This is a genomic window from Sphingobium sp. TomMM15, assembly GCF_055397045.1.
In genome coordinates, this window is the sequence record NZ_AP027315.1 from 875790 (window position 1) to 894123 (window position 18334).

The window sequence follows — 18334 nt, forward strand, 5'->3', positions numbered from 1 at the left end:
CCGCCCCCGCCCTTGCACGGTGAGACAAAAACTGTGGCGCATCAACTGCTTTCTCCGTGGTAGAATGATCGCGGGAGAAGACGAGACATGGTAAAGCTCATCACAAGATCGCGTCAGGAAGAGCAGATGGACGCGCCCGATCTCGATCCGGCGGTATATGAGCGGGTTCTGCATGATCTGGCGCGGGTCAATCGATGGACGTTCACAGCCTGGCCCACCATCGCCTTTCTCCAACGCGCGGTAGGACAGGCAAGACATTTCCGCCTGCTCGATGTCGGATTTGGCGACGGCGATGTTCTGCGCGCGATTGCCCGATGGGCGCGGCGCCGGGGTATCGATGCTGAGCTGATCGGCGTGGACCTGAATGAAAAGAGTTTGCAGGCGGCCCGGCATGCGACCCCGTCCGACCTGTCGATCGATTATCGGGCTGGCGACTATCTCGATCAGCCGGAACCGTTCGACTTCATCATTTCAAGCCAGGTCACGCATCATATGACCGACTCGCAACTGATGACCTTCCTGCGTCATATGGAAGCGAATGCGCGGATGGGCTGGTTGATCTGCGACCTGCACCGCCATGGCTTTGCACATTGGGGCTTTCCCATTCTGGCGCGGCTGCTGCGCGTCCACAGGATCGTGCGGGAAGATGGTCAATTATCGATCGCCCGATCCTTCCGTCGGCAGGAGTGGATCGACCTGCTGGCGCAGGCCGGCATATCCGAGGATCAGGTGCGGATAGTGCGCCGTTTTGCCTTTCGCCTATGCGTGGAGCGTGTGCGGGAGACGCCGGTCAACCTTTCCTGATACGGGTGAGGGATGCGGCGCCCGTTCCCAGTCCGGGCGCGAACCGTAAGAGCGACATGAGGATTTTACGGGTCAGCGGCGCTGCGGCGCCATGGCGCAGGGCTTCGGCAATGCCGACAGGCCGCTCGCATTGCCGCCGCCATTTGTCCTGCCATGCCGGTGAGGCTTCTGGTCCTGCGGCCAGCATCGCCTCGGCGGCGCTCGCGCCGCTGGCCAGGGCGATGGCGATACCGTCGCCTGCGAGGGAGGCTATGACGGCGCTCTGATCGCCGATCCGAAAGACGCCTTTGTGGCTTTGCGGCGCGCGCCAGCCATAGGGAACACCCGCGACAGCATCGAAATGGGCGGGGACGCCTTGAAGCCGTTCGCTGAGCAGTGGCGCCTCCTGTTGCAACTCGTCCAGCAGCGCGGGAACGCTCCCCGCTGTAGTGAGCCGATCTCTGCTTACCGACAGGCAGAGATTGACCGATCCATCCTCCTGCAACAGCAGTCCTGCATAGCCTTTATCGAACAGGTGCAGTTCAACGAAGCCCGACAGTGCGCCATGCAATTCGGAGGACGCAGGGAGGGAGGTGCGTAGCCCGACCGATGAGCTTGAGAAATCCCGGGCGACGCCGCGCAGCTCATGCTTGCCGACGCCTATGAACAGGGCGTCTGCGGTAAGCGTCTCGCCATTGTCGAAACGCACGGCGCGGCTATCTGGATCGGCTGTGCGAGCTGTTCGGCCTCGGCTGACAATAGCACCGGCGTCGGCCGCTGCCTGCATAAGGGCATTGTCCAGGACCTGGCGGGAAATACCGCCGGCGGTGGCGGGCAGGGCGGCTTCGACGCAGCGTGTCCCCGTGATGAGCCTGAAGCGGCTTATGGGCCGCGCCCCAAGTTTCCAGGGGTCCACCCCCAATTCCATAAGGCCAGCGATCGCGTCCCAGCCAAGGAAGCCGCCGCATACGCCAGCGCGGGCAGCGGCATGGCGTTCCACCAGATGCGGCCTCATTCCGGCACGGGCAAGCGTGATGGCAGCGGCCGAGCCAGCCGGGCCGCCGCCTATGATGAGCGCCTCTAGCTTGGCCGCTCCTGTCATCATCCGGCTCGCGAAAAGCGGAATCCTTCCGCAGCGACGCCCGGTCCGAAGGCGAGCGCGACGCCGGGGCCGTGGCTCCCTTCATCGAGCAGATCGCTCAGGATAAACATCAGCGTTGCGGACGACATGTTGCCGTGGCGCGCGAGGATGCCGCGAGACACAGCCAGAGCATCAGGTTGCAGGTCCATGCCGTTTTCGACTGCGTCCAATATGGACCGGCCCCCGGCATGAACCGCCCAATTCGCGACCGATGCGGGATCAGTCGAACCGCAAATCCGGTCCCTGACGCAATTGTCTCGCAGAGCGGTCTGAATGCGGCTCGGGACTTCGCCCGACAGGTGCATGACGAAACCGGCGTCGCCGATCTCCCAACGGATGAGATCGGCAGAACCTTCCAGATTGATCGCGAAGGGCGCATCCATCGCGAAACCGCGATCCTGCGCGCTGACCAGTGCCGCCGCCGCGCCATCGCCAAATTGCAGCATCATCAGCAATCTTTCGACCTGCTGTTCCCGCTGAAGGTGAAGCGACGACAGTTCGACGGTGACCACCAGCACGCGCGCATCGGGTTCCGACCGCACGATATGCCGCGCAGTCCGAAGCGCCGCGACCGCCGCGTAACAGCCCATGAAGCCTACAAGTGTCCGCTCCACACCGACCAGACCCAGCGCGTCGGCGATGATCTGATCGACGCCGGGAGCGACGAAGCCGGTGCAACTGGCAACGACCAGATGGGTAATGCCATCGAGAACTATCTTTGCGCGCAAGGCGTCGATGGCTCGCAGGGCCAATTCAGGGGCGTAGCGATGATAGAGTTGCATGCGTTGCGATGTCGAAGGCATGGCGTCCGCATAAAAGCCGCCGGGATCGACAGGTGAGGCTTCCGCGTCCACTTGGGGAAGGACCGACCAGCGATGATTTATGCCGCTGCGTTCCGCCATGCGGACGAACAGGCTGCGCGCCCGTTCATCCACTAATTGCTGGCTGGCCCATCGAATGAAGGGGGAATGCACATCCTGGTCAGGAACGGCGCAACCTATCGCGTTTATGCAGGCACGTCTTTCGTTCATCGCATTCCACTTTGTTGCCGGGGTCTATAACGCCGACGATGCGATATATGATCCGGGCTGGACAGGGTCCAACATGTGTAGCGCGATTTTGATTGCTTCCCAATGAATTGGGATTGGCGTCAGCCGTGACGAACCGTCACGGGCACCATTTCCTCCCACAACAGTTCGAGCTTGCGCCGGGTAAAGCGCCACGCGTCCCCATCACGACGCCATTCATCGAGATAACGGATCGTCCAGCGCAAAATCTGGTCCGCGTCGTTGAGCAAATGATCGGCGGTGCAATAGGTCTCACCGCTGGCCCTATCACCGTCGATCATAACTGTCTGGTTATGGACGCGGTGGAAGGTCGAGCGGAACATCTGCGCGAGTCCGTCGATCGACATCAATGTCGCCTCCAGCCCTTCTGTGACGAAGCCCGGCCCTTCGATCCGGCAGTCATTCGCCAGCACGGATCGCCACAGCTGCTTGTCCTTCCGATCCGCACCCTGAGCGTAGATTTCCGCCGTATGCCGGAGTGCTGCCTCATCGATCAGCTTGTTCATCGCGCCGCTCACAGGTTCATTCCGTTGCCAGTAACGATCGGCATGTTGGTCCACGTCCCGTTTATATCACGAATCCATCCTGCTGCCGCGAGCGAACCGCCGTCAACGTTGATGGCCGTTCCCGTGACCCACGACGCAAGCGGACTGGCGAGGTAGAGCGCAGCGCCCGCGCAGTCGTCCGGATGGCCGAAGCGGCCGAGCGGCACCCATCTTTGCACATGCTCGCGGTTTTCCGGCGGCACCATGTAGTCGATCGGGGTCTGGGGTGTGTCCGTGGTTTCCGGAGCGATGTCATTCACCCTGATGCCGAGCGGCGCGAGTTCCAGAGCAAGGCTTTTGGTAAAGCCCGTTATCCCCCATTTGGCGGCGGCATAGACGGAGCAGTTGGGAATTCCGCGATAGGCTTCAATGGAGGTAATGTTGATGATGGAACTGCCGGGGGACGATGCCTTCAGTAGCGGGAGCAGGCGGTTCGTCACATGCATGAGACTGATCAGGTTGAGGCCGACAATTTCCTGCATCTCCTCACGTGAAAGATCGGAAAACGCTTTGGCATGAAGGAAATGGCCGACATTGTTCACAAGAATATCGAGCTTCCCGCCCGTTTCCTGTTTCAGTCGGTCGGCCAGCGCATCAACCTGTTGCGGATCATTGACGTCGCATTGGATCGCTCTGCCGACGGTGAAATCGGCACAGCGTTCCGGATCGATCTCTGCAATGAAGACCTGCGCGCCTTGCCGTGCAAAAGCGTCGGCGCAGGCGCGTCCGATCCCCGCGCCGCCGCCAGTCACCAAAACCGTCTTGCCTGTGAAATCCAGCATCATCCTGTCCTTGATTATTCTGTCCGTTGATCAGGCGCCGCCTAGCAGGTCCGGATTGCGCCTCAGTTCCTGTCCACCGTCGACCGCGAAGGATTGTCCGGTGACCCAGGACGCAGCGGGGCTGGCAAGATAAGCCACAGCCGCCGCGATATCTTCCGGCTCTCCCGTCCGTTTGAGCGGCGTTTGCTCCAGAAAGCGATCGATGACCGCCGGGCTGGCGAACATGTCCGCCGTCGCGTCGCTGCGGGTGAGGCCGGGGCGAACCGCGTTCACGCGGATACCGAGCGCGCCCAGTTCGTCCGCCACCGTCCGGATCAATGCTTCCAGCCCAGCTTTGCTGGCGCAATAGGTGGCGAGCGCGGGGAAGGGGAGGATCGCGGCCGTGGACGATATGCACACGATCGACCCGCCTTCGCGCATTAACCTGGCCCCGGCCTGCATCGCGATGAAAGCGCTGGTGATGTTGAGGTCAAGATCCCGGCGCAAATCCTTTACACTGGTCGAGAGGAAGGGGCCGAAGCCGCCCCCTCCGACCGCAGGCACCAGAATATCGAGGCGATCTGCCATGGCATAGGCTTGCGCAAGCGCGTCGCCGACATCCTTTTCGGACGTAGCATCACCAGCGAAGGTCGCGACCTGCGCGTCCGGAAAATCGCCGATTATGCGGGTGCGCGCTGCGTTCAGCGCTTCGTGCCTGCGCCCCGTGATGAGCACGCGCGCGCCATCGGCAACCAGCGCCCGTGCGCAAGCCGTGCCGATACCGCCGCTGCCCCCTGTAACGACCGCCGTTTGGCCCGCCAGAGGAGCCATACTCATTTTGCCGACCGGAACTGATCGACGACTTCCTTCACCGCACGCGCGACGTCGTTGCGGCGGTAGCGAAGGTCAGACATCGTCTGGGCGTCAGGCTCGTACCGCACCATGCTCCCGCGCCCGGTGAAGATGGCGGCGTCCGGCAACATGGGATGTTCCTGATCCAGCGAAGGCACATCCACGCCATTCCCGGCAGCCTGGAAGAACAGCTTGAAATAGTCCGCGAAACTCAGATTTTCGTCGCCGACCAGATAGGCTTTGCCATTTTCGCCCCGTTCCAGAGCGGCCTGGATCGCTTCGGACAAGGATTGGGTGGAAATGAAGTTGGTGCCGCCAGCAGGGCCGAAAGGCGGGATGCCCAATTGTCCTTCGGCATAGCGGGTGTAGGCTTCGAACATCGGCAAGCTCATGCCCGGAACGGTGCCAACAACGAACGGAGCATCCAGGCTGACGACGTGGAAGCTGTCGTCCGCCAGCGCGGCAATACCGTCGGTGGCTAGCTTACGGGCGCGGATATAGACATTTGTTTCCAGCAGTTCCGGTGCAATATGCGGATAGAAGCTGCCGATATGGATGAAGTGGCGCACGCCCGCCTGCTTGGCAAGCGCGGCGAACTGCGGCACCGCTTCGGCGTTCGCGCGCAGGACATGAGCGTCATAATCGGCCCCTTGCGGAACATGACGGATGTCGTTGCCCGCCGCGAAGACGATGGCGTCAAAGCCGGTCAAGTCCTGCGTCGTGAAGCTACCCTCAACATAATCGCCCTGCAAAAAAGGCAGGCGCGACAATTCAGTGCTTTGTTGCGGGGGCTTGCGGCCCGAGACGGTAACATCATGCCCCTGCGAAGCAAGATGAAGGGCCGCATGGCCGCCGATCATGCCGGTGCCGCCGATAACAAGAATTTTCATGATAGCTTCCTCTCCACGGGCGCCTCGCGCCTCCTGATGAAAAAGGGCTACCGATTCTAGTTTCGATTTGCAACAAGGCACCGATTAGGTATTAGGTATCTTATGGATACCAAAGTGGACCCGCAAACCGCCCTGCAGATTCTCGAACTGGTCGGGAACAAGTGGACAATGCTCGTCACCTACAGACTGGGTGATGGCGAGATGCGCTTTTCCGACCTCAAGCGCTGCGCAGCGCCCATCAGCTCCAAAATGCTGACGCAGACGCTGCGCGAACTTGAGCGTTTCGGGATGGTGTCAAGGGAAGTCCGGCCGACCATGCCGCCGAGCGTGGAATATCGACTGACAGATCTGGGCAGGGGTTTCCTGGGGACAGTCAGTCAGATTTGTGACTGGATCGGCGACAATCATGAAGCGCTGGAACAGGCGCGCCAGCGCGAGGCTGCAAGGTCGCAGGACAGTCGTGTGGCGTTCATCGGCGTTTGACCTGCTGTCTGGATCAACGAGTCATATTCAAGATTTCCTGAAAGCGTCGCGACTCATAGCAGCGATCACCGGGTCGAAGGCTTCGACGATGTTTCCGCTGATTTGTGTTTCGACGCGCCGTTCAATACGCCAGCCGATTTCGAGCCGACGGTAGGTCACCTGATAGTAGCCAGCCGCGTGGCGTTGGCCGCTATGCGTTGCCCCGGGCCGGAAGATGCCGATCCACTGGAAGTGGACCTGGCCCCAAGCCATGGCTCCGTCAATGTGGAGGCGAGGCGCGGTGTTAAAATGGAGCCCCTGATAATATTCACTGACTTCCGCGCAAAACCCCGCAAGTTCCTCTGTTCCTGTGACCAGGCGGGTTGGCTGGTCGCCGGATTTGGTAATCTCGAACACTCCGTCTGGGGTGAAGACGTCCGCCCAACCATCTGTGTCTCCGCTATCCCAGGCGCGGGAATATTCTGCTTCCAGATCGATAATCTCTAACCGGTCTTCTGCGGCCGCAAGACGTCGTTCGAATGTGGCAAATGCGTTTTCCATGATTTGATCCCGAAAAGATGTGAGCACGATTGCGCCCTCAATTTGATGTCTTCATGCGAGCTGCAACTCTTCATCCATTCAGCATCATATCCGCCGCCTTTTCCGCGATCATGATGATCGAGGCATTGGGATCGCCTGTAGTGATCCGCGGCATGACGGAACCATCGACCACGCGTAGCCCGTCAATGCCATGCACACGCAGTTGATCATCGACAACGGCAAGCTCGTCATGACCCATGCGGCAGGTGCCCACCGCTTCGTAATTGACGTGGCAGTCACGGCGGAAAAAGGCATCAAGCTCTGCATCGGTGGAACAATCAGCGCCCGGATGATATTCCTCGCCGCGATATTTGGCGTAGGCGGGTTGTTTGAAGATTTCCCGCGCGATCCGAACGCCGCGCCGTAGCGCATCGCGGTCGCGTTCCTCGGCCAGATAGTTGGCGTCGATGATCGGCTGCGCGAACGGATCGGACGATCGCAACTTCAACTCCCCGCGGCTTTCCGGGCGGGTCAGGATGACGAGATTGGTAAAGCCATGTTGGCGAACGATCTGCGCGCCCTCACCCGACAGGATCGGCAGGAAATAATATTTGAGGTCAAGTTCGTCATGCCCTGGCGCACCTGATCGCAGATAGGCGATGACGTCCGTGCTGAAGCCCGCAAGCGGCCCGGTGTGCGTCGTCATGTAGCGCAAAGCTGCCGCCGCGATCCGCAAGGGGTTCGAGATGAACTTATAATCCGACACCGGTTCGGGACTGATTATCTGAACTTGGGAGCCAATATGGTCGTGCAGATTCTGACCGACACCCTTGAGGTCTGCAACCGCTCTGATCCCGACCGACCGGAGATGGTCGCCATCGCCGATGCCCGACAGCATAAGTAGTTGTGCCGATTGGAAAGTACCACCGCTACTGATGACCTCGCGAACGGCGCGAGCCTGTGCGATGCGGCCTTTCTGGCGATATTCGACCCCTACCGCACGATGGCCGTCCATAATGATGCGGGTGACGTGGGCTTTCGTCCGGACCGTCAGGTTCGGCCGCTTGTTTGCGGGCCGAAGATAGGTGACCGCCGTGCTCATTCGGCGGCCTTTGCGGATCGTATATTCGCATGGACCGAAACCCTCCGGCGCGGCGCCATTATGGTCGTCGCTATAGGGGAAGCCTGCCTGCTGCGCGGCTTCAAGCCATGCCTTGTGGCCCGGGTTGGTCACCTTTGCGTGCGTCACCGGCAGAGGACCGCTGCCGCCGTGAAATTCATTCTCCCCGCGCCAGCTGCATTCCGCCTGCTTGAAATAGGGCAGGACATCCGAATAGGACCAGCCGCTGTTGCCAAGGTCAGCCCACAGGTCGAAGATTTCGGGGCTGCCCCGGCTGTAGCACATGCCGTTGATCGAACTGCTGCCGCCCAGAACCTTGCCGCGCGCATCATTGAGGACGCGGTTGTCCAGATGCTTCTGGGGCGCGGTTTGATACTTCCAACTGACCATTCCGGCCTGAAGCATCGGGAAGAAACCCGCAGGCATGTGGATCAGCGGATTAATGTCCCGTCCCCCGGCTTCAAGCAACAGCACATTGATCGACGGGTCTGCGGAAAGCCGGTTGGCAAGGACACATCCGGCCGAACCAGCACCGACCACGATATAATCAAATTCGTCAGCGGTCTTCACGAACTTCCTCCCGTCAGCGTGCAGGATTGGGCAGGCTTGCGATGGCCTTGATCTCGACGAGGGAGCCCGGATAGCCGAGCGCCGCGACGCCCACCGCCGTCCAGCAGCAAATGGCGCCATTCATGAAGCTGGCCTTGGCGGCCATGAAGACGTCCATATGGTCGGGGAAGCCGACATGGAAGGTCGTGAGGTCAACGATATCGCTCGCCTTGCTTCCATGACGCGCGAGGACATCGGCTAGCGCGTCGAAGGCGAGGGTAAACTGGCGTGAAGGGTCAGCGGGCACGGTTCTGTCGGCCTCCACACCGATCTGGCCGGAGCAGAACAGAAGTCCGCCCGCCACTTTCGCTTCACACAATCCATAGCTTTCAGCGCCTTCAATATCAGACATGTCTTTCTCCTCCGAGCGGCGATCGGCTGCCACCGATGCGCTTTGCTATAAACGATACAAAATGTCTTGTTAAATAAAAAACACTGTGCCAATTGCCGTCGCCAAGAACATGGACGGGCTCGAACGAGTCCATAAAATTAGGGGAGTATTGGCATGAGAGTTGGACTCTGTTCGCGCTACGCATTGCTGGCGGGGGTGGCATGGAGCGCGACCCCGGCGTGGGCGGCCGCACCACAGGAGCAGGCCGCGACACCGGTCGCGCAGGGCGAGGTCTCCCGTCTGGAAACCATTGTAGTGACGGCACGGCGGACACGCGAAAACCTCCAGAACACGCCAGTCGCCGTGACCGCGATGTCTGGCGAATTGCTGGACAGGCTGAACATCCGTGACGTCGTTGCCACCGCCCAATTCACGCCTAATCTGGGCATCAGCCAGCAGCCCGCGTCGATCACCGCCGCATCGGTGTTCATCCGCGGCATCGGCAACGCGTCGCCCAGCGCGGTGTCCGAGCAGGGGGTCGGCATCTATCTGGACGGCGTCTACATCGCCCGATCGGCCGGCGCGGTTTTCGATCTGGTCGATCTGGAGCGGATCGAAGTATTGCGTGGACCGCAGGGGACGTTGTTCGGTCGTAACAGTGTTGGCGGTGCCGTCCAACTGATCAGCCGCAAGCCTGCCGATCATGCAGGCTTCGAAGGCAAGGCGGGCTATGGCAGCTTCGACGACTGGTATGCTCGGGCGCGCTTCGATACGGGATATATCGCTGGAACGCCGATCAAGGCGTCCGCCTCCTATATGCACCGGCAGCGTGACGGTTATTTCGACAATGTTCTGGCACCGTCCAATCAGGATCCCGGCGCGCTTAACAGTGAAGCCGTCACGGCTGCGGTGCAGGGAGACTTTGGTGACCTGACCGTCAATTATGGTTTCGACTACAACACGCGGACCGGCATTCCGGCTTTTTTCCAGGTCGTCAATGCCACCGACGATGTGCGCAACTATTTTGGCGCCTCACCGCTGTTCGGTGGCTCATCTTTCCAGATTGGCGCGGAGGGACTGCGCAAGGGCGAACAGCAGCCCGCGCTCGACCTGAATGGCAATCCTACCTTCGGGGTGAAGGCAAGAGTCTATGGCCATGCGTTGACACTGAACTATCAGCTGATCCCGGAACTCGCGATCAAGTCGATCACTGCTTACCGCTCCTACCGCCAGGACGGCGCGAACGGCCTGTCGGGCAATGGCACGCTGCGCGGCTTTACGCTTAGCCCGATTCTGTTCGTTGACGGCACTGTCGCGCCGACCGGAGTGCAGCCCGTCACGCCCTATGATGGCTATACGACGCAACGCCAGCACCAGTTTTCGCAGGAAGTACAATTGTTGGGTGAAGCCGGTGAATTCAAATATGTCGGCGGCGCGTTTTATTTCAGCGAGAAGTCTTCCGAAGCCAATTATCAGCAGCTGACCTTTGTGCTGCCGGGCGGTGATGCGGGCGTCAACCTCTCCCCCTTGCAGGCATTTTCGGGCAAAGCGCGTTCCTATGCTCTGTTCGGCCAGATCAGCTACACGCCGGAAGGCAGCGGCCTCGAACTAACGGGCGGGGTTCGCTACACGCGAGACAAGAAATGGCTGACGCTGGCGGGCGATGTACAGCCCAATCTGGATGGGCAGGTTTCCTATCGCAATCTTTCATGGCTGACGTCGGCTAATTACCGACTTCGGCAGGATTTGATGGGCTATGTCCGTGTGTCCAGTGGTTTCCGGTCGGGCGGCATCAATCCTTCCGCTTCGGAGATCAATGTCTTCGCGCCGGAGAAGGTGGTCGCATATGAGGTGGGGCTGAAGGGCGAGTGGTTTGACCATATGCTGCGGACCAATTTGTCCGCTTTTTATGTCGATTACCGCGACCTTCAGATCTCGCAATTCCTGGCTGGCACGGGCGGCGCGACTTCGGCGATCGTCAATGCAGGACGCGTTGCGTATCGGGGTGTGGAGGCCGAAATCACCGCCATTCCGGTGCGGGGACTGACGATAGATGCGTCGTTGGGCTACACATCGCCCAAATATAAAAGCTATATTTATCGTGATCCCGCGACCAACGAACTGGTCAATGTCGCGTCCGAAGCACGCCTGTCGCAGGCCGCGAAGCTCAACACGCATATCGGCGTTCAGTATGATTATAGTCTTCCGATCGGAAAGCTGTCGCTACGCGCCGACTATGCCTATCGCAGCACGGTTTACTGGTTCACGATCGATCGATTGAATCTGTTCAATCGCGACATCCGGTCTCGCCCGGATCATAATCTGCGCGCTCGCATTTCGCTGGCGGATATTGCCGCGGGTGGAGGCAAGCTGGACGTCGGCGTGTGGGGCGACAACCTCTCCAATCAGCGCAATATCGATTTCGGCATCGACTTCGGCAGCCTTGGCTATGGCAGCGCCTCGTTCAAGAAAAAGCGCACATTCGGGGTGGATGCGAAGTTCACTTATTGAGCGATCGGCAGCCGGAGGAAGGGCGAGCCTTTTCCTCGGCCGTCGGCAAGTCAGCCTTTCACCCCGGGGACCTCGCATCCCCTGATCAGCAGGTTCGTCAGTTGCTCCAGATGATCGTCATCCGGCCGGTCCTTCGCGATCACGATCAGGCCCGCTATCGATGTGAACAATGTCGCGATCACCATCGTGATGTCCACATCGGGGCGGATCAATCCCGCGCGCTGCGCCTCACGAAGCGGTTCCCCCATGTCATGCGAGATGGACAGCCACTGACGCCTCGTTTCCTCGTTGAGGAAGCCGGGTCCAAGGCTGGCGATCAGGCCATTGATGGCGATTTCATCCGGTTCCGAGGAAAAGTCGCGAAATGCCGTGGCAATCGCGCGCAGATGATCGCGCCAGTCGGACCTGGGTTCGACCTGAAACGTCGAATTATGTGTCGTCAACGCTTCGGCGATCAGCGCCTCTTTGCTGGGCCAACGCGCATAGATGGTCGACCGCGCAATGCCGGACTGTTCCGCCACATCCAGCATGGAAAACTCAGTCGCCCCGCTCTTTATGAGGTGAAGAACAGTCGCGGCAACGGTCTGCCGAACCCTTTCCGTGCGCCCTCCGGGGCGGATGTTGCCGCGCGTCATGCGCTTTCCTTATCGGGCCGCGGCTGTCCGGTTCAAGTCCCATTTCATGGAACATGAGAGATTATATATGCAGGCGACCGGGCAGAATGCGGTGTCGGAAGGAGAGGCGATGTCCCCAGATGAGCCGTGGGGACTGCTGCTCATCCTCTCGACGATCGGCTTTCTGCTGATCGGGGGCATGCTGACGTCGCTCAGCGTCTATGTCTCGGTGATGCAGGCACATTTTGGCTGGAGCGAAGCGTCAATGGGTGGCGGGCCGGTCATGCTGCTGCTTGGCATGAGCATCGGCAATCTGAGCGTCGGCGCGCTCATGCGGCGTTTGGGGGTGAGGGGGCTGTTTCTCGTCGGTGTGAGCATTGCCCTGTGCGGCTGGGTGGCGGCCGGGTTCGTCGGGTCTCTGGCCGAATTCATGGCGGCAATGGCACTGTCGGGCATCGGCACGGGCGTCGCGACGATCGTGCCGGGCATCGCCGTGATTTCGCAATGCTTTCACCGGCGAAGGGGATTGGCGGTGGCGCTGTTCATTGGGGCCAGTGCTCTTGCCAGTTCCACCATGCCAATCGCCAGCCGTTGGCTGATCGACGCTGCGGGATGGCGGCAGGCTTTCTGGATTTTCGGATCAGTCGTCGCCCTGATCGGCCTGCCGCTCTTGTGCCGCCTTCCCCGCAGGATCAACGGTGATCAGCTTCATAAGCATCAGGCGTCGGGCCTCACGGTAGAACAGGGCCTGAGACTGCCCGCCTTCTGGATATTGACCCTGGTCCTGACAATCAGCCAGTTCGGAATGAACGCCATATTGTTCAATCTCATCGCCTATCTGCGCAAGGCCGGATTTTCGGGCAGCGATGCCGTCACCCTTTTCGGCATTGCCAATTTCATGAGCCTGCCCGGCCTGATGATCGGCGGTTACCTATCCGATCGGGTGAGCGGGCGCATTCTCCTGCCGCTGATCCTGCTAATTCAAAGCGTGGGCACATTGGCGCTGCTCGGCGTCGGGCACGGCTATGGTGCTATTCTGCTGTTCATCCTGTGCTGGGGCGGCGTTGCAGGATTACCCGCGCAGGCCGGTTCGATGTTGCTGAGCGAGATCATCGGGCAGCGGGCCTATGCCGCGATGCTGGGCATCGTTTTCACGGCGAATGGCTTTCTCGCCGCGCTGGCACCGGCGGTCGTGGGCTGGGCCTATGAAGCGACCGGCGGATATTCCCGGCCGATACTCGTCATCGCGGCGCTCTGTCTGCTCGCTGCCTGCGCCTCGACCTTCTGCCGTGCAAGACCTGCGCGCGATGAATCCACCCTCTGTCTGGAAATATGATCATGTCGAACAACGAAGCCTATGAACGGGGGGAAGTGCCTGTAGCGAGCAGCGGCTGGACAAGACCACAGGGGCTGGCGAGAGCATGGCCGAGCCTGTTGGATGATGTTTCGACTGATGTCGTGGTGATCGGCGCCGGGCTGGCGGGTGCGTCTCTGGCGCTTCATCTGGCGGAGGCGGGGATCGGCGTGGCCGTGCTGGAGGCACGACAGCCCGGCTGGGGCGCCTCCGGGCGTAATGCCGGTCATGTGCTACCGATCCTGCGCGACGTGAAGGTCGTCGAGCGCTTTCCAGAAGGGGGTAAGCGGTTCCTGGAACTATTCCGCGAGCATCACACCATCCCCTTCGATCTTTCCGCTCGATTTGGGATCGACTGCGACGCGGTTCGGTCGGGCTATATCAATGGTATGAAGACACGGAGGGCCTTTGACGCCTTCGTCCGGACCTTTTCCTATCTGGAGACGAGCGGACTTCAGCGCCTGACGGTTGCGTCCAGCGCGGAAATGAAGGCGCGAACCGGATCAAACGCCTATCCCTTTGGCGTGATCTTTGAAGATGGCGGGCGGGTGAACCCCTATCTGTTCACCAACGGCATGATCGCAACGGCGGCCCGGCTCGGCGCACAAATTCATGGCGACAGCGAAGCTCTGTCACTTGAACCGGTGCAAGGCCGGTGGCGGGTGCGGACCCGGAGCGGCAGCGTGTTGGCCGATCGTGTGATTTTCTGCACCGCAGCCTATCCGGCGGCCATTGAACCGGCGTTTCGTAAAGCCTTCTATCCCCTGACCGCCTATGCATTGACGACAAAGCCTCTGCCGCCCGAAGCACTGGATATCATCCTGCCCGGCGGGGGCACGTTCGCGCAGGCGCCGGTCGATCTTAATCCGATGGTCCGCGATCGCCACAACCGATTGATCCTCTCGTCCATTCCCCGGGTCGGCGGTGCCCATGATGCGGCATGGCATTTCCGATCCCAATTGCGATGGTTGCACCGGGTCTGGCCGGAAGCTCGCGGCATGGGAATTGAGATGGAGGATTATTGGACCGGCCGCGTCGCGATGCGAAAGGCGCAATTTCCGGGCGTGTTCGAATTGGCGAACAATGTTTTTGGCCTCATGTATTTCAATGCATGGGGCAATGTCATGGCACCATTGATGGGCAAGATCATGGCGGACGCGCTGGCACGCGATGCCATGCACGCCTTACCCTTCCCGTTGGAAAAGCCGGAACCTGTCTCGTTCAACCGGAAATATGAGGTGCTGATCCGGCATCTTCTGCTGCCAGCCGCCCGGATGGGACAACGCTGGGGTGTTCTGTAGCGTCAGTCCGCTGCCGCCACGCGGCGTAACCCATCAGCGTCGGTCAGTTCGATACGGCCATAACCTAGCCGGATCAGCCCCGCCCGCTCAAACGCAGCGAGATGCAGGTTAATCGTCTTGCGCGTGACGCCGATCATCTCCCCCAGAGCCTGCTGGCTCAGCCGGGCGACGAGTCCGTCGTCCGAAGGGATTGCCGATGCCAGCAGGCGAGAGGCTATGCGTTGTCTGGGCGGGAGCGCCATCAGCTCCGCAAGCATATGCAGGGTCCGGCGCATATTGGTGTAGGCAAAGTCAGCAATAGCCCGCCAGATTTCGGGGCGCTTCTCGGCAATTCGCTCCAACGCACTCTCACTGATTTCCAGCAACATGCTTGGTTCGACCGATATAGCGGTCACCAGCCGAGGACCGCCGCTGAACCGTGTCGCATGGCCCAGTACCGATCCGGGGCCGGATGGGCCGATCATCACCTGCCTGTCCCCCGGCGCTGTGCAGAAGGAATGAAACAGTCCGTCGATCACAACGAAAAGGCCGCTTCGGTCATCCCCTTGCGCCTGCGCCCATTGGCCGGTGTCCAGATGAATGATGCGACCGTGGGCCAGAAGCTCCTCGGCCAACGCCGCAGGATACTCCCGCAGCCAGTCCGTGCCGCGTAACAGGCGGAGTGCAGATGCATGCTCGCTCTTTTTCATGGTCCAAGTGTAACCTTTGTGACATTCATTCGCTACCCGATCCTATATTCTTCCAGACAGAAAATGATGGAGAGGATGCCATGACCGCCGCGTCAGATAAGATCGTCAGGATAGGCGGGGCGACCGCATCCTTTTCCGATACCGCATTGTCAGTACCGCAGTTGCTGGATGGCGGGCGGCTTGACTATCTCTTCTTCGATTATCTGGCCGAAGGTTCGATGGGCATTTTCGGCCGGATGCAGGCCGCCGATCCGACTGCCGGATTTGGCACGGATTTCCTGACCGTCCATGTCGGACCGCATCTGCGCCAGATCGCGGCTCAGGGCGTGAAGGTGGTCGCCAACGCAGGTGGCGTCAATCCGGCGGGGCTGGCCGCCGCGCTGGAGCGCATGATCGATGAGGAAGGTCTTTCCCTTACCGTTGCCTATGTCGAGGGCGACGATCTGCGCGCAAGGGTGGAGCAGTTGAGGGCCGCCGGGCATCGCGACATGTTTACTGGTGCTGCCTTCCCGGAAAACATCATCAGCGCCAACGCCTATCTCGGTGCCTTTCCCATCGCGGCGGCGCTGGACAAGGGAGCGGACATCGTCGTCACCGGACGCGTCGTGGACAGTGCCATAGTGCTGGGACCACTGATCCACGAATTCGGTTGGGGGGCAGGGGATTTCGACCTGTTGGCGGCCGGGACGCTGGCGGGTCATTTGCTGGAGTGTGGAGCGCAGGTCACCGGAGGCACCTTCACCGATTGGCGCGAGGTTCCGGATTGGGCGAATATCGGTTTCCCGGTTGGCGAATGTCATGCGGACGGGACGATAATCATTACCAAGCCGGAGGGCACGGGCGGTCTGGTGTCCATCGGCACCGTCGCCGAACAGCTGCTTTATGAGGTAAGCGATCCAGCGGACTATATCGTGGCCGATGTCCGCTGCGACTTCAGCGGTGTGAAGCTGGAGCAGCAGGGCAAGGATCGGGTGAAGGTGACTGGCGCGAAGGGGCGCCCGCCGACCGACAGCTACAAGGTGTGCATCACGTCGGACGGCGGATGGCGGGCCGTCGCGTACCAGCCAATCCTTGGCGAGGACGCCGCAGAAAAGGCCATGCGGCAGGCAGAGGCACTATATGCGCGCGGCAGGGCGCTGCTGCGTGCTCATAATCTGGCCGATTTCACGGATACCGACACGGTCATCATCGGTGAAGGAGCCAGCTTCGGACCTCATGGTGGCGGCCGTGAGGCGCGGGAAGTCATCTGCAAGATGGTCGTGGATCACCCCGATCGCCGTGGAGCAGATATATTTGCCCGCGAACAATGGGCAGGTATCAGCGGCATGGCGGTCGGCACCACCATCAACCTTGCGACCAGCGTACTGCCCAAGACCGAGATATTCCTGTTCCTCGTCGACAAGAAGGGGATCGTGCCGCAGGTGACTGTTCGTGGTGAGACATGGCCTGTGTCCATACCCGAGGGCGAGCCTGTCTCGATCCTGCCTCAAGCGTCGCAGCCAGTTCCTGATGCACCCCCCGGCGCGGTTGCCGTGGACCTGATCCGCCTCGCATGGGCGCGCAGTGGCGACAAGGGGCATTTGTTCAACGTAGCTGTCATCGCGCGCGAGCCGGAATATTTGCCATGGTTACGCCTGGCGCTGACGCCAGAGGCGGTCGCGGATTGGTATCGTCATCTTGCGCCGGGAAATAAGCTTCCACACGTCGATCGCTATTACGCGCCGGGGCTGCATGCGCTCAATTTCGTGGTTCATGATGCTCTGGCAGGGGGCATCAATGCCAGCACCCGGCTCGATCCGGCCGCAAAGGGAATGGCGCAAATGCTTATGCGCTTTCCCATTCCCGTTCCTCCCGATCTGGCGGCCAGGATCGCCGGGTCTGACCCATTCAGAGGAGTTCGTTGAGATGGCCGACTATTCCTATTTGATGAAAGGCATCAGATCGGTGGAAACCGACAGCAGCGTGCTCATCAGCTCCTCTCGCTACCTGAATGATGCGCGCGTCCGGGATTGGGTGGCGACACACTTGCTCCGACGCAATGGACCTGATGTGCCGACCCCTTCGGATTCTATCCAGCTCGTCCAGATCCTGCGCGAGGTGCAGGACATCGACCATATCAACGCCCTGTTCGCGGCGGAGCGGCAGAAGAATCCGGCCCTCGACGCATGGTTCCGTGAAGGCTTCGTCTCAACCTTTGGGCGGGATGACCTCAAACATTATGAGCCGGACACGGTAGGCGGCATCTTCTACGCGCAACTGACGGGCAATGACCTTCAGGTCGATATCGTGCCGCCATTTACCCCACGCAATGATTTCGAATATTTCCAGCTACGCGCCGGGCAGACGCATGATTTCGAACATATATTGGGCGGTGGGGGCTTCGATTTCATCGGAGAGCTGGTGCCTTATTATATGCGGCTCACCAATTTGTTCATGCACATGAGTCCGGAGTTGGCGGGCGAGCTTTCGGTCTTCTCCATTCTCGGTTCGACGCGCATCATTACACGCGCGGTTCTCCATTATCCGCAAACCTGGCTGGTGGTTCAAAATGCTGTGGAACGGGGTGCCAAGGTTGGCCGCGAATCCGATCCGATCTACATGATGCGCTACGAGGATGTATTGGCGTTGACGCCCGATCAAGCCCGCAGGAAGTTGGGGATTAACGGCGTGCAAATCGCTGATACTGCGGAAGCGTCAATGCAGTGGCAATGAAATCACGGGATTATCGATCAGCAGCCTGTTCCGCCCGGCGATCAGCGTTGAG

General features: G+C 60.4%; 18 protein-coding genes. 7 read left to right on the forward strand and 11 right to left on the reverse strand.

Going from position 1 to position 18334, the window contains the following annotated elements; translation table 11 throughout:
* Positions 1-87: 87 nt before the first annotated feature.
* On the forward strand, positions 88-804 hold the full coding sequence (locus tag ACZ51H_RS16710; protein WP_464803149.1) for a methyltransferase domain-containing protein: 717 nt from the start codon (positions 88-90) through the stop codon (positions 802-804).
* Here the strand turns inward: ACZ51H_RS16710 and ACZ51H_RS16715 are convergent.
* The 6 genes from ACZ51H_RS16715 to ACZ51H_RS16740 all read right to left on the reverse strand — a co-directional run bounded on the left by ACZ51H_RS16715 (position 791) and on the right by ACZ51H_RS16740 (position 6039).
* The gene (locus ACZ51H_RS16715) at positions 791-1888 is read right to left on the reverse strand and encodes an NAD(P)/FAD-dependent oxidoreductase (protein ID WP_464803150.1); all 1098 of its coding nucleotides are present in this window, start codon (positions 1886-1888) and stop codon (positions 791-793) included. The genes ACZ51H_RS16710 and ACZ51H_RS16715 overlap by 14 nt on opposite strands.
* Entirely contained in the window at positions 1885-2955 is a 1071-nt protein-coding gene (locus tag ACZ51H_RS16720; RefSeq protein WP_464803151.1) for a type III polyketide synthase, read from the reverse strand. Before ACZ51H_RS16720 ends, ACZ51H_RS16715 begins: the two co-directional genes overlap by 4 nt.
* A 119-nt stretch (positions 2956-3074) precedes the next feature.
* Positions 3075-3497, reverse strand: a complete 423-nt coding sequence (locus ACZ51H_RS16725) for a nuclear transport factor 2 family protein (RefSeq protein ID WP_464803152.1) — start codon at positions 3495-3497, stop codon at positions 3075-3077.
* 8 nt (positions 3498-3505) lie between these two features.
* A complete protein-coding gene (locus tag ACZ51H_RS16730) occupies positions 3506-4318 on the reverse strand; it encodes an SDR family NAD(P)-dependent oxidoreductase (protein WP_464803153.1) in 813 nt (270 codons plus the stop codon).
* Positions 4319-4348: 30 nt separating this feature from the next.
* Positions 4349-5128, reverse strand: coding sequence for an SDR family NAD(P)-dependent oxidoreductase (locus tag ACZ51H_RS16735; protein WP_464803154.1), 780 nt, complete (start codon positions 5126-5128; stop codon positions 4349-4351).
* A 2-nt stretch (positions 5129-5130) separates the two neighbouring features.
* Positions 5131-6039: an NAD-dependent epimerase/dehydratase family protein gene (locus ACZ51H_RS16740; protein ID WP_464803155.1), complete on the reverse strand. Its 909-nt coding sequence runs from the start codon at positions 6037-6039 to the stop codon at positions 5131-5133.
* A gap of 114 nt (positions 6040-6153) precedes the next feature.
* Here ACZ51H_RS16740 and ACZ51H_RS16745 point away from each other — a divergent pair, with 114 nt between their 5' ends.
* On the forward strand, positions 6154-6522 hold the full coding sequence (locus ACZ51H_RS16745; protein ID WP_464803156.1) for a winged helix-turn-helix transcriptional regulator: 369 nt from the start codon (positions 6154-6156) through the stop codon (positions 6520-6522).
* 27 nt (positions 6523-6549) lie between these two features.
* Here ACZ51H_RS16745 and ACZ51H_RS16750 read toward each other — a convergent pair whose 3' ends face one another.
* The 3 genes from ACZ51H_RS16750 to ACZ51H_RS16760 all read right to left on the reverse strand — a co-directional run bounded on the left by ACZ51H_RS16750 (position 6550) and on the right by ACZ51H_RS16760 (position 9122).
* Positions 6550-7062, reverse strand: coding sequence for a nuclear transport factor 2 family protein (locus tag ACZ51H_RS16750; RefSeq protein WP_464803157.1), 513 nt, complete (start codon positions 7060-7062; stop codon positions 6550-6552).
* A gap of 70 nt (positions 7063-7132) precedes the next feature.
* Positions 7133-8731 carry a GMC family oxidoreductase gene (locus ACZ51H_RS16755; protein WP_464803158.1) on the reverse strand — a complete coding sequence of 533 codons (1599 nt, stop codon included), beginning with the start codon at positions 8729-8731 and terminating at the stop codon, positions 7133-7135.
* A 13-nt stretch (positions 8732-8744) separates the two neighbouring features.
* Complete coding sequence (locus ACZ51H_RS16760; protein WP_464803159.1) at positions 8745-9122, reverse strand: RidA family protein; 378 nt, start codon at positions 9120-9122, stop codon at positions 8745-8747.
* A 153-nt stretch (positions 9123-9275) separates the two neighbouring features.
* Here ACZ51H_RS16760 and ACZ51H_RS16765 point away from each other — a divergent pair, with 153 nt between their 5' ends.
* The gene (locus ACZ51H_RS16765) at positions 9276-11612 is read left to right on the forward strand and encodes a TonB-dependent receptor (protein ID WP_464803160.1); all 2337 of its coding nucleotides are present in this window, start codon (positions 9276-9278) and stop codon (positions 11610-11612) included.
* Positions 11613-11662: 50 nt separating this feature from the next.
* On the opposite strand, the gene ACZ51H_RS16770 is transcribed toward ACZ51H_RS16765, so the two are convergent.
* Complete coding sequence (locus ACZ51H_RS16770; protein ID WP_464803161.1) at positions 11663-12247, reverse strand: TetR/AcrR family transcriptional regulator; 585 nt, start codon at positions 12245-12247, stop codon at positions 11663-11665.
* Positions 12248-12356: 109 nt separating this feature from the next.
* Between ACZ51H_RS16770 and ACZ51H_RS16775 the strand changes: the two genes are divergently transcribed.
* Both ACZ51H_RS16775 and ACZ51H_RS16780 read left to right on the forward strand, forming a co-directional pair.
* A complete protein-coding gene (locus ACZ51H_RS16775) occupies positions 12357-13562 on the forward strand; it encodes an MFS transporter (RefSeq protein WP_464803162.1) in 1206 nt (401 codons plus the stop codon).
* Between the two features lie 2 nt (positions 13563-13564).
* Positions 13565-14881: an NAD(P)/FAD-dependent oxidoreductase gene (locus ACZ51H_RS16780; protein ID WP_464803163.1), complete on the forward strand. Its 1317-nt coding sequence runs from the start codon at positions 13565-13567 to the stop codon at positions 14879-14881.
* 2 nt (positions 14882-14883) lie between these two features.
* On the opposite strand, the gene ACZ51H_RS16785 is transcribed toward ACZ51H_RS16780, so the two are convergent.
* Positions 14884-15570, reverse strand: a complete 687-nt coding sequence (locus ACZ51H_RS16785) for a Crp/Fnr family transcriptional regulator (protein ID WP_464803164.1) — start codon at positions 15568-15570, stop codon at positions 14884-14886.
* 80 nt (positions 15571-15650) lie between these two features.
* Between ACZ51H_RS16785 and ACZ51H_RS16790 the strand changes: the two genes are divergently transcribed.
* Together ACZ51H_RS16790 and ACZ51H_RS16795 are read left to right on the forward strand one after the other, a co-directional pair.
* Positions 15651-17474 carry an acyclic terpene utilization AtuA family protein gene (locus ACZ51H_RS16790; protein WP_464803165.1) on the forward strand — a complete coding sequence of 608 codons (1824 nt, stop codon included), beginning with the start codon at positions 15651-15653 and terminating at the stop codon, positions 17472-17474.
* Position 17475: 1 nt separating this feature from the next.
* On the forward strand, positions 17476-18282 hold the full coding sequence (locus tag ACZ51H_RS16795; protein ID WP_464803166.1) for a Coq4 family protein: 807 nt from the start codon (positions 17476-17478) through the stop codon (positions 18280-18282).
* Positions 18283-18334: the final 52 nt, after the last annotated feature.

Bases quoted from the DNA above. Each gene is read 5' to 3' on its own strand.
- ACZ51H_RS16710 (WP_464803149.1), top strand. From the start codon at position 88: ATGGTAAAGCTCATCACAAGATCGCGTCAGGAAGAGCAGATGGACGCG.
- ACZ51H_RS16715 (WP_464803150.1), bottom strand. From the start codon at position 1,888: ATGATGACAGGAGCGGCCAAGCTAGAGGCGCTCATCATAGGCGGCGGC.
- ACZ51H_RS16720 (WP_464803151.1), bottom strand. From the start codon at position 2,955: ATGAACGAAAGACGTGCCTGCATAAACGCGATAGGTTGCGCCGTTCCT.
- ACZ51H_RS16725 (WP_464803152.1), bottom strand. From the start codon at position 3,497: ATGAACAAGCTGATCGATGAGGCAGCACTCCGGCATACGGCGGAAATC.
- ACZ51H_RS16730 (WP_464803153.1), bottom strand. From the start codon at position 4,318: ATGCTGGATTTCACAGGCAAGACGGTTTTGGTGACTGGCGGCGGCGCG.
- ACZ51H_RS16735 (WP_464803154.1), bottom strand. From the start codon at position 5,128: ATGGCTCCTCTGGCGGGCCAAACGGCGGTCGTTACAGGGGGCAGCGGC.
- ACZ51H_RS16740 (WP_464803155.1), bottom strand. From the start codon at position 6,039: ATGAAAATTCTTGTTATCGGCGGCACCGGCATGATCGGCGGCCATGCG.
- ACZ51H_RS16750 (WP_464803157.1), bottom strand. From the start codon at position 7,062: ATGGAAAACGCATTTGCCACATTCGAACGACGTCTTGCGGCCGCAGAA.
- ACZ51H_RS16760 (WP_464803159.1), bottom strand. From the start codon at position 9,122: ATGTCTGATATTGAAGGCGCTGAAAGCTATGGATTGTGTGAAGCGAAA.
- ACZ51H_RS16765 (WP_464803160.1), top strand. From the start codon at position 9,276: ATGAGAGTTGGACTCTGTTCGCGCTACGCATTGCTGGCGGGGGTGGCA.
- ACZ51H_RS16770 (WP_464803161.1), bottom strand. From the start codon at position 12,247: ATGACGCGCGGCAACATCCGCCCCGGAGGGCGCACGGAAAGGGTTCGG.
- ACZ51H_RS16775 (WP_464803162.1), top strand. From the start codon at position 12,357: ATGTCCCCAGATGAGCCGTGGGGACTGCTGCTCATCCTCTCGACGATC.
- ACZ51H_RS16780 (WP_464803163.1), top strand. From the start codon at position 13,565: ATGTCGAACAACGAAGCCTATGAACGGGGGGAAGTGCCTGTAGCGAGC.
- ACZ51H_RS16785 (WP_464803164.1), bottom strand. From the start codon at position 15,570: ATGAAAAAGAGCGAGCATGCATCTGCACTCCGCCTGTTACGCGGCACG.
- ACZ51H_RS16790 (WP_464803165.1), top strand. From the start codon at position 15,651: ATGACCGCCGCGTCAGATAAGATCGTCAGGATAGGCGGGGCGACCGCA.
- ACZ51H_RS16795 (WP_464803166.1), top strand. From the start codon at position 17,476: ATGGCCGACTATTCCTATTTGATGAAAGGCATCAGATCGGTGGAAACC.